The sequence below is a fragment of the Mesorhizobium sp. WSM4850 genome, from assembly GCF_055811735.1.
The window spans coordinates 1-10,950 of sequence record NZ_JBVVPV010000084.1 but is presented as its reverse complement, the minus strand read 5'-3'; the positions used below and the strand labels follow the sequence as shown (position 1 = coordinate 10,950).

The following is a 10,950-nucleotide window of genomic DNA, read 5'->3' as shown; positions in this document are numbered from 1 at the left end:
TTGGGCTTTGAGGTTCAGTTGGACATGATGCATCGACGGCAGTAACAGCGCAAAATCCTCTGGGGAGAGGGCTTTCAACACATGATTGCGAGGAAGGGACTGGGACACGGCTCTCTCCCGGACGGGCAAGAGCACGTACCCTCTCACTGTCGGCTGCATCCGCAGCACTGGCGGCCGATATCGAAGCATAGGCTTCAAATACCCGAACGGCAAATCCGGGCGCTCGCCGTTCGCAGAGCTATGATCGTTCTAACCCGGCCAATGACGACGCCATCGTCCGTCTCGTCGGCGCCTTGCTGCTCGAACAGAACGATGAATGGGCCGTGTAGCGGGCCCGCTACATGACGCTTGAGACCATCAGCCAGATGAGCGATGATCCGCTTTTCAGCCTGCCGGCAGTGGCGCGCTGATCAGTCCGGCCCCATGCCGGAGAGCACGGCGACCAATGCCGTCAGCTACACCACGCCAGTGGGCACGATCCTGGCCGGACCTCCAAGAGGGCGTGATGAGCCGTCCATATTTGGTTGGATTGCGACCGGCACTCAAATCCGGTCGTGAGGACGCACTTTGCCTGTGTCGCGCATCCATCGGCATTACTCGAAGGCAGGAGAGTGTTTGCTTGCGACAACCTTGTCGCGGTAGCGCTCGACAACTGAGCTAGCGAGCCGCCGGCAGCCCGCGATTTGCCATCTCGGCCTGCTTCGCTTTGGAATTCCCTGCTAGCTGCTAAATAATTCCCTGTTAGTGCGTACAGGGAATTTAGCGCTAAAGCATTGAATCTGCGCAGCGATTTCTTAGGGAAATTGGGCCAGGCCCTCAAAAAACTCGAAATTCGCTGTTTTTCGACGCCTATCAGGGAAATTGGACAGAGACTGGTTCGCCAGAGACTGCGACCACCACCATTTTTCTTTGTTATCTTTGTTATCAATGGGTTATGGTGGGTGCTGCCAAGCCGATTTGGCAGCATTTGGCAGCGCCCCGGCAGCAACGAAAAAGGGCGGCTCGCGCCGCCCCGGTTTCATTTGCTGACGATCCGCAGCAGGCTCGGTAGCAGCACGGGCCGCCGGACCTTAGATCATCTCCAGATCTAGCCAATACGTTAAGCCTCGACGGCATGCCCGGCATCGCGACCGCCTCGACGGTAACTTCGTTGTGATGGCGTCTGGCACGAACCGATCGGTCCCCTAGCTTGGTGCTGATTCGATCACCCTAGTTTTGGTAAACGCTGTAACAAATCCGGAGGTACAGCATGGCAGAATTGAGCCGCAGTCAAGTTCCGGGATCCACGAGATCGGGCATCTCTCGTCGAACGTTCCTGAAGCACGGTGGCACCTCGGCCGTGGGGGCGGCGTTGCTGGAAGCAGGGGCGGCGCAGGCAGCCGTTGATAGTTCTATGCAGGACGATGCCAACGAAGTGCTTGGCCCTGGTCTGATCCCGATCGATCTCACGATAAATGGACGACGGGTCCCGGTGCAGGCGGAACCCGCCACCACGCTGGTCGACGTCCTCCGCAATCACCTCGGCCTGACCGGCACCAAAATCGGCTGCGATCGCGGAGCCTGTTCTGCCTGCACGGTCTGGCTCGACGGTCAGCCTGCCAGCAGTTGCATGACGCTGGCGCTCGACGCCCGGGGCAGGAACATCACCACGATCGAGGGGCTGGCCGAGGGCGGCAAGCTTCATCCGGTGCAGCAGGCGTTCGTCGAGCATGACGCCCTTCAATGCGGATTCTGCACGCCTGGAATGGTAATGAGTTGCGCAGCACTCATAGATCGTAAACCCGACGCCGGCATCGACGAAGTGAAGGCCGCGATAAGCGGTCACCTGTGCCGCTGCGGCACCTATCCGAACATCTTTGCGGCAGTGCTCGCCGTCGCCGGCGAGAATCGGAGGAGGGGCACCTGATGGCTACCGAAAATCAGGCACGGGCCGACCGGCCTTCGTTACGGTCCCAGTCCTTGCTCTACGGTATCGTCGGGCAGGAGATGAGGCAGGTGACTCGGCAGGTGCCGGACGATGAGCCGCCGCAGTTGCCAGTGAACGCCGAACTGCGCTCCATCGGCAAGTCGATCCCGCGGCTCGATGCCGTGCAGAAGGTGACGGGCGCGGCGAAATACACATTCGACGTGCAACTGCCGGGAATGCTCCACGCACGGCAGATCGTCTGCCCATGGCCGCATGCCAGGGTGATCTCGATCGACACCTCAGCGGCTGAGCGTCACCCCGGCGTCCGTGCTGTTCATGTGCTCGAGACACTGCTGCAATCCGCCAGGCTTCGCGATCCGGACGCCGAGGCCCGCAACAAATACCCGACGGTCCGCTTCGCCGGCCAGACCGTTGCCGCGGTCGCCGCCGAGACGCAGCGGATCGCCGATCAGGCGGCGAAGCTCGTCAAGGTCGAATACGAGCGCTTGCCGCATGTCACTGACCTCGATGCGGCAATGGACGATGAGGCACCGATCGTCTTTCCAGGACCGGTCGAGCAGCCATCAACGGCCGGCGGCGGCGGCGCACCGGAAGGCTTGCCGCAGAAGGGCAATGTGCGCGGTCCCAACTTCGGCATGCCGGGTATGACGCCCACGGGCGATATCGACCAGGGCCTGGCGGAGGCGGACGTGATCGTCGAGGCCGAATATCGCACGCAGGTTCAGACTCATGTGCCGATGGAAACACATGGCATCGTCGCGGATTGGCAGGATGACGGGCTGACCATTTATGCCTCCACGCAGCACACGCACAGCGTGCGCGATGAGGCCGCCGAATATTTCGATCTGCCCAAGAGCAAGATCCGGGTAATCAGCGACTTCACCGGCGGCGGGTTCGGCGCCAAATATGGGATCAACAATTTCGGCCTCCTCGCCATTCATTTGTCGCAAAAGGCCGGCGCGCCCGTGCGCATGATGCTGGACCGCCGTGAAGAGCATGTTTCGGCGGGCAATCGCCCCAACAGTTTGCAGCGCGTACGGATCGGCGCCAAACAAGATGGCACCCTTACCGCCATCGACGTCATAAGCTGGGGCACCGGCGGCATCGCTGGGGGCGCCGGCATAGGCTTCTGCTACAATGCGCTATATCCGTGCCCGAACATGCGCACCGAGCAGTATGACGTGTTCACGAATGCCGGCCCGTGCGCGGCTTTCCGCGCACCCGGACAGGTGCAGGGCATCTTCTCGCTCGAGCAGGCGATGGACGAACTCGCGGATCGGCTGCAACTCGACCCGCTGATCCTGCGCGATCGCATCGACACAAAGCCCACCGACGACATGCTTGCACGGGCACATGAACGCAAGGTCGCGGCCGAGCGGTTCGGCTGGAGCCGCCGGCGTCCGCCGAACGCCGACGCCGGGCCGATCAAGCGGGGGATCGGCATGGCGCAGGCGCAGTGGGTGTATGTCGTCAGCCCTCCGACGACGGTGGAGGTGCGGGTCGCCGATGACGGGTCGGTCTCCGTCTACAACAGCACGCAGGATGTTGGCACCGGCACGCGGACTGTGCTTGCCCAGGTGGTTGCGGAGGAGTTCGGCCTTAATGCCGAGGACATCGGCGTCTTTATCGGCGACACGCGGTTCCCGTGGGGACCGCCGTCCGGCGGAAGCCGGGTGACTGCGTCGGTGACCGCGCCTGCCCGCAATGCGGCCTATGCGGCGGCACGCGACCTGGCCGCGCGCCTCGCGCCGCTTTTCGACGACGCCGATCCCGATGACATCTTTTTCGCCGACGGCAAGGTGGGCGTCCGCGGCAAGGAGGGAGCAAGGCCGCTCAAGGATGCAGCCAAGGAAGCCAAATTCGGCGAAATCTCGAAACTCGCCAAGCGGCACGACGACTATGAGGGATTTGCGGTGCCGGGAGAGCTCTCCATCAGCCGGCATGGGCTGGGCGGTGTCCAATTCGCCGAGGTGGCGGTCGATGTCGAGACCGGCGTGGTCAAGGTCGAGCGCATCGTCGCTGCCAGCGATTGCGGCAGGCCGATCAACCCCAAACTGGTCGAGAGCCAGGTGATCGGCGGCATCATCCAGGGTGTCAGCTACGCGATCTACGAGGACCGCATCATGGACGCGGCGAGCGGCCATCAACTCAACGCCAATGTCGATCAATATAAGATGGTCGGATCACGCGAGACTCCGGCGATCGAGGTGCTGCTCATGGAGCAGATCGGGGCGCAGTCGTCGACCGACGCGCGAGGCATCGCCGAGGCAAGCAATGTGGCGACCAGCGCCGCGATCGCCAATGCATTCTACAACGCCACCGGAAAGCGGATCCGCACTTTGCCGATGAACCCGGCAAATGTGCTGGCGACGCTCAGCGCCTGAGATCGGCCAGAAGGAGTCCATCATGGCCATGAACAGCTTCGAATGGGTGGATGCCACGACGGTCGAGCAGGCAGCAGGTCTGCTTGCCGAAAGCACCGAGCAACGCCCCGTCATCGCGAAGGCGGGCGGGATCGACCTTCTGGACTTGATGAAGGAAGGGATTCTAGCGCCGATGCGACTCGTAAATCTGAAGACCATCCGCGGTCTCGACGAAGTCGACACGGAAAACGGGCTGTCGCTCGGCGCGCTTGTGACGCTGGACCGCATCGACAACGATCCACAGATCCGCGCGCGCTACTTGGCGCTGTCGGATGCTGCCGGACATGCGGCGACGCCGCAGGTCCGCAACGCCGCAACGATCGGGGGCAATCTGCTGCAGCGGCCGCGCTGCTGGTATTTTCGGCACGATCATTTCCATGGCGAAGGTGCAGATGAGATGGGGAGCAGGGGCGCTGACGAGAACCAGCATCACGCGATCTTCGACAACGACAAAAACGCGATGGTCCAAGCCTCGACGCCGGCGACGGCACTGGTCGCCTATGATGCAAGCGCCGAACTGGCCGGCGGCGCCAACGGCTCACGCGTCGTAAAGCTCTCGGATTTCTTCTTGCCACCCGAAATGCAGCGCGCTCACGATGCCAGGATCGAGACTGGCGAGGTTATGACGCGCGTGATCGTTCCGCCGCTGAACGCCGGGGCGAAGGCCGCCTACCGCAAGCAGACCGAGCGCGACAGCTACGACTGGCCGATCTGCGATGTGGCGGTGGTGCTGACGATGCAGGGCCGGACAGTGCAAAATGCTTCGATCGTCATGGGATGGGTCGCACCAACGCCTCGCCGCGCCGTCGAAAGCGAACGTCTCCTCATCGGCAACAGGCTTACCGACGACTTGGCGCGACAGGCGGCCCGAGCCGCGGTGGCCGGCGCTACGCCGCTGGCGAAGAACGGCTACAAGGTGCCAGTGCTGGAGACGGTCGTTCGCCGCACGATCCTGGCCGCTGCCGCCGGCTAGCGTCCTGGGGCCGTCCAAAATGGGTTCGGCAACTTCGCAGCCACACGCGGCGCTGGCAGTCTGCCGACGGTTGCGCTCCAAGGGCGCACCCGGGACAGGTTACGGGAGCGGCGTCGACTTCAACGCAGGCTACAGTTCGACCGCAACATTCTGGTGTACCGCCACGGCCGGCGTCGTCGGGCCTGACGACTCCTACGTCCATCCGCACGTATGCATAAGCGATCGGATATGCTTCCTGAGTCCTTCAGAGCAGGATCAAGCTTCATGACATGGTGGAGAAGGCGACAACCAACTGTTGTGGGTTTGATTAACTCTGGGGTAGCAAGTCGTCTCTCTGTGAGCGCCGTGACGACGGTTGGCACGCGGCTTACGGCAACCGGCCATTGAGCGTGCATGGTGCCACCAGGAGTGAATAGCTCGACGTTGCCATCAATCGCGGAGCAATACGGAACGATGCGAGAGGTTTTCGAAACCAGCCCATGAAAACACCCGCCGGTCCGGCTTCAGCTTGAACCCGGCGCCTCATCGGCTCGGCGTCTACTCGGCCGCGCTGCTCTCGGAAGCCAGGGTCGGGCCGGCTTCAGGCCGCCTGCGCCGGAATGTCCTGCGCAGAGCAACGTAGAAGACCGGCGTCAGGAAGAGGCCGAACAACGTCACGCCCAGCATGCCGGAGAACACGGCCGTGCCGAGCGATTGGCGCATTTCCGCGCCAGGCCCGCTGGCGATCACCAGCGGCACCACACCCAGGATGAAGGCGAATGCCGTCATCAGGATCGGCCGCAGCCGCAGCCGGCAGGCCTCGACAGCCGCCTCGACGGCGTCAAGGCCGCGCTCCTCACCTTGGCGCGCGAACTCGACGATCAGGATCGCGTTCTTCGCCGCCAGGCCGATGAGCACGATCAGCCCGATCTGCACGAGGATGTTGTTGTCGAGACCGCGGAAGGCGACGCCCAAGAGGGCGGCCAGCACGCTGAGCGGGACGATAAGCACGATGGCGAAGGGCGTAATCCAGCTTTCGTATAGCGCGGCGAGCACCAGAAAGACGAACAGAACCGACAGGCCGAAGATGAAGACCGCCGTGTTGCCGGTCTGCCGCTCCTGGAAGGCGAGTTCAGTCCATTCGAAGGAAGTGCCCTGCGGCAGCGATTCGGCTGCGATCCCCTCCATCAGGTCGAGCGCCGTACCCGTGGCGACACCAGGCGCTGCATTGCCCTGAAGCGGTACGGAGACATACATGTTGTAGCGTTGCACGAGCGAGGGACCGGTGACGTCGCGGATCTCGACCAGTGTGCCGAGCGGCACCAGGTCGCCGGCCGCCGAGCGCACCTTCAGCTTCAATATGTCGTCGCGATCGATGCGGAAAGCCTGGTCGGCTTGCGCCCGCACCTGGTAGACGCGACCGAAGGCATTGAAATCGTTGACATAGGCGGTGCCCAGATTGATCGACAGCGTCTCGAAGATGTTGGGGATCGGCACGTTCAGCATGCGCGCCTTGTCGCGGTCGATCGCCAGGAAGAATTGCGGGCTGGAGGCCGAGAAGGTGGTGAAGACGCCCATCAACCCGGGCGTCTGGTTGGCCTTGCCGGCGATTTCGTTGGCCAGCGCCAGAATCGGCCGCATGTCGGCGCTGTTGCGCTCCTGGAGCATCATCTTGAAGCCGCCGGAGTTGCCGATGCCCCGCACTGGCGGCGGCGGCAGCGCGATGATGAAGGCCTCCTGGATGCTTTGCAGGCTGCCAAACAGCGTGCCGATGATCTTGTCGGAAGTATCGCCGCTCTCGAGCCGTTCCTCGAAGCTCTTGAATGGCGCGAAGATCACGCCGGAATTGCTGGCGTTGGTGAATGTCGCGCCGTTGAATCCTGCGAAGGCGACGGCGTTGGCGACACCCGGGGTCTCGCGGATGATATCCGACGCCTTCTGGATGATTGCGTCCGTTCGGGCGAGCGAAGAGCCCTCCGGCAATTGCACGACGACGATCGCATAACCCTGGTCCATGTTCGGGATGAAGCCGCGCGGCACCGTCTGCAGCATGTGATAGGTAGCGTAGAGCAGGCCTGCGAAGACGAGCAGCATGGCGGCAAGCGCCAGAGTCGTTCCGACCAGTCTTTGCACCAGCCACGCATAGCCGTCCGCCATCTTGTCGAACCCGTTGTTGAACCCGTTCGCCAGAGCGCGGCCGAACCTTGCCAGGAAGAAGTTCGAATGTTCCTCGCTGTGCGGCTTGAAAAGCACGCCAGCGAGAGCCGGCGAAAGCGTCAGCGAGTTGAATGCGGAGATCGCGGTGGAGACCGCGATGGTAATGGCGAACTGCAGGTAGAACTGGCCGGAAATCCCGGGAATGAAAGCCGCCGGAACGAAGACGGAGATCAGCACCAGCGAGATCGCGAGGACCGCGTTTCCCACTTCATCCATGGTCTTGTGCGCAGCGGCGCGCGGAGCGAGCCCCAGCCGGATGTTCCGCTCGATATTTTCCACAACCACGATGGCGTCGTCGACAACGATGCCGACCGCCAGCACCAGCCCGAACAGAGTGAGCATGTTAAGCGAGAAGCCGAAGGCGAGCAGCACGGCAAGCGTCCCGATCAGCGAGACCGGTATCGCCACGATTGGCACGATCGCCATGCGCCATGACTGCAGGAACACGATGATGACGATCACCACCAGCAGGATCGCCTCGGCGATGGTGATATAGACCTCGTTGATAGATTCGGCGATGAACTCGGTCGGATTGTAGATGATCTCGTAGGCCAGCCCCTTCGGGAAATCCTTCGAAAGCTCCGCGATGGTCGCCTGGATTTCTTCCGCCGAGGCCAAGGCATTGGTGCCCGGCCGCTGGAACATGCCGAGCGCCACCGCCGCCTTGTTGTTGAGATAGGAATTGGTGACGTAGTCCCTGGCGCCGAGCTCTATGCGCGCCACGTCCTGCAGGGAGATCAAGCGGCCGTCCTCGGCCGACTTGACTATGACGTAGCGGAAGTCGCGCGCGTCTTCAAAGCGCCCTTGCGTGGTGACCGTATACTGGAAGGCCGAGCCGTCGCCAATCGGCGGCGCGCCGATCGAGCCGCCCGACACCTGGACGTTCTGGTCGCGCAGCGCCTCGACTACGTCGCCTGCGGTCATGCTGTAGGCGGACAGCTTTTCCGGGTCGAGCCAGACGCGCAGCGAATATTCGCGCTCGCCGAAGATCTGCACGTCGCCGACGCCGTCCAGTCTCAGCAGGACGTCGCGCACGCGCGAACGCGCATAATTCGAGACGTAAAGCTGATCATATGTGTCGTCGGGCGACAGCATATGGACGACCATCATCAGGTCGGGCGAACTTTTCGCCGTGGTGATGCCGAGCCGGCGCACCTCTTCCGGCAGGCGCGCTTCGGCGATCGAGACGCGGTTCTGCACCAGCACCTGGGCCGCATCGAGATCGGTGCCGGGGCGGAAGGTGATGGTGAGCGACATCGAGCCGTCGCCGGAGGAATAGGACGACATGTAGAGCATGTGCTCGACGCCGTTGATTTCCTGTTCGATCGGCGTCGCCACGGTCGCGGCGACCGTCTCGGCGTCGGCGCCCGGATAGGAGGCGCGCACCACGATGGTCGGTGGCGCGATTTCGGGATATTGCGCGACCGGAAGCTGCGTATAAGCGATGCCGCCGACGAGCACGAGCACGATCGACAGCACCGCCGCGAAGATCGGGCGGTTGACGAAGAAATGGGCGAAGTTCATTGTGTCTGCCCTTCGGCTTCAACCTTGGGCGGCAATTTGGTCATCTCGGACTTGACGGTGACGCCCGGCCGCACTCGCACCAGCCCGTTGATTACCACTGTCTCTTCGCCGGTGAGGCCCTCGCGGATAACGCGATAGCCGTCGATGCGCGGGCCGGTGCGGACCGGCTTGGCCGAGATCAGGCCCGCCTGGTCGACAACGAAGACGATGCGGCGGTTCTGGTCGGCGCCGATCGCCTCGTCAGGCAGAAGCACGCCCGGATGCGGCAACGAGCCGGGCACGTTGATGCGGCCGAACATGCCCGGCTGCAGAACGCCGTCCTTGTTGTCGAAGCGCGCCCTGGCCCGCATCGTGCCGGTAGCTTGGTCCAGACGGTTCTCGGCGAAGTCGAGCTTGCCCTTGAACGTCGCTTCATCACGGTCGGCGACACGGACGACAACATCGACGCCGCCGGCGCCTTCCTGCATGACGCCGCCGCGCTCGCGGGCGTCGCGCGCATAAGAGAAGTAGGTCCGCTCATCGATGTCGAAATAGAAGTTGATCGGGTCGATCGAGACGATGGTGGTCAGCACGGTCTGGTCGGCCTGCACCAGATTGCCCGGCGAGATGAGCCGGCGGTCGACCCGGCCGGAAAACGGCGCCTTGATCTCGGTGAATTCGAGATCGAGACTTGCGTTTTCAAGTGCCGCCTCCGCGCCGTCCAGTTGCGCTTGGGCGGCGAGATATTCGCGGCGGCGGTCGTCCAGTGTCGAAACCGGTATGTTGCCTTCGCGCGACAGGGTCTCGGCGCGCTCGAACTGCATCTTGCTGAATTCGACCAGGGTCTTGGCCGAGTCGACCTGCGCCTGCGCCTGGTTCAGCGCCGCCTTGAACGGCCGCTGGTCGATGGTGAACAGGAGGTCGCCCTGCTTGACCAGCGTACCGTCCTGGAAATGGACCTGGTCGAGATAGCCGCCGACGCGGGAGCGCAGCGAAACCTGGTCGACAGCTTCGAAACGGCCGACGAACTCATCGTCTTCGACGATATCGCGCACCAGCGGCTTGGCTACCGTGACGACGGGCGCGGGAGGCGCTTCCTGCGCCTGTGCGGCCGGGGCCGCGAGCAAGCCGATCGCCGCGAAGGCCGCGGCGGCGAGCCATTTTGCAGGGACGTTTCTGCTGGAGGGGGCGCCCAGAGAATCGTGGCGGAGGCGTGCAGTGTGAACCATGGTTACCCCTCGTAATCGGTCCTTCATGCGAAGTCCGTAACATCTAGGCAGCGGGTGTGCCGCACAAATCAATTTTTTGTACTGACCACCACAACCGACAGCTTGCTATTGAACAAACATCGAACATCGTCAATCGACAAGGAAGCGGCTAACCGCGGAGCGCGAACGCACATCTCGCGTGTATCCGCTGCGCAGGCATCGCCATGCGCTCGAGCCAAAGCGGATCTGACAAGCCATTGCGCATCCCGACGTGCGGCGGTTCTGTCGGGAGGAACAGGGCCGCTCCCGCGTTGAGGTCCGACCTGCTTCTCATTCTGCGGTTATAGGCGGCGATATAGGCTTCGATGAAATCGGCAGATTGGACATTTGCTACACTCCGAAAACGCTATTGCACCACCCGCATACGATCGTGCCCCATGGCGTGGTGTAGGTAACGGCATTGGTCGCCGTGCTCTCCGGCAAGGGCCGGACTGATCAGCGCGTCACTGCCGGCAGGCTGATGAGCGGATCATCGCTCATCTGGCTGATGGTCTCAAGGGTCATGTAGCGCGCCCGCTGCACGGCCCATTCATCATTCTGTTCGAGCAGGAGGGCGCCGACGAGACGGACTATGGCATCGTCATTGGGGAAGATGCCGACGACCTCGGTCCTGCGCTTGATCTCGCCGTTGAGGCGCTCGATCGGGTTGGTGCTATGCAG

Annotated in this window: 6 protein-coding genes and 1 pseudogene; 4 read left to right on the top strand and 3 right to left on the bottom strand. The window is 62.8% G+C overall.

Translation table 11 applies throughout. The features are described from left to right. Positions 1-260: 260 nt before the first annotated feature. The 4 genes and pseudogenes from AC0L2Z_RS34040 to AC0L2Z_RS34025 all read left to right on the top strand — a co-directional run. Positions 261-410, top strand: a pseudogene (locus AC0L2Z_RS34040) (IS256 family transposase); the annotation flags it as partial. An 839-nt stretch (positions 411-1,249) separates the two neighbouring features. Continuing rightward, positions 1,250-1,906: a (2Fe-2S)-binding protein gene (locus AC0L2Z_RS34035; RefSeq protein WP_027151187.1), complete on the top strand. Its 657-nt coding sequence runs from the start codon at positions 1,250-1,252 to the stop codon at positions 1,904-1,906. Then, positions 1,906-4,311: a xanthine dehydrogenase family protein molybdopterin-binding subunit gene (locus AC0L2Z_RS34030; protein WP_473630471.1), complete on the top strand. Its 2,406-nt coding sequence runs from the start codon at positions 1,906-1,908 to the stop codon at positions 4,309-4,311. The genes AC0L2Z_RS34035 and AC0L2Z_RS34030 overlap by 1 nt, the downstream gene beginning before the upstream one ends. Before the next feature lie 22 nt (positions 4,312-4,333). Continuing rightward, a complete protein-coding gene (locus AC0L2Z_RS34025; RefSeq protein WP_473630470.1) occupies positions 4,334-5,323 on the top strand; it encodes an FAD binding domain-containing protein in 990 nt (329 codons plus the stop codon). A 537-nt stretch (positions 5,324-5,860) separates the two neighbouring features. Here the strand turns inward: AC0L2Z_RS34025 and AC0L2Z_RS34020 are convergent. The 3 genes from AC0L2Z_RS34020 to AC0L2Z_RS34010 form a co-directional block, all read right to left on the bottom strand. Next, positions 5,861-9,043, bottom strand: coding sequence for an efflux RND transporter permease subunit (locus tag AC0L2Z_RS34020; protein WP_473630469.1), 3,183 nt, complete (start codon positions 9,041-9,043; stop codon positions 5,861-5,863). Further along, positions 9,040-10,251, bottom strand: coding sequence for an efflux RND transporter periplasmic adaptor subunit (locus tag AC0L2Z_RS34015; protein ID WP_473630468.1), 1,212 nt, complete (start codon positions 10,249-10,251; stop codon positions 9,040-9,042). The genes AC0L2Z_RS34020 and AC0L2Z_RS34015 overlap by 4 nt, the downstream gene beginning before the upstream one ends. 474 nt (positions 10,252-10,725) lie before the next feature. Then, positions 10,726-10,950: transposase (locus tag AC0L2Z_RS34010; protein WP_473630467.1), on the bottom strand; the 225-nt coding region annotated here is incomplete at its 5' end.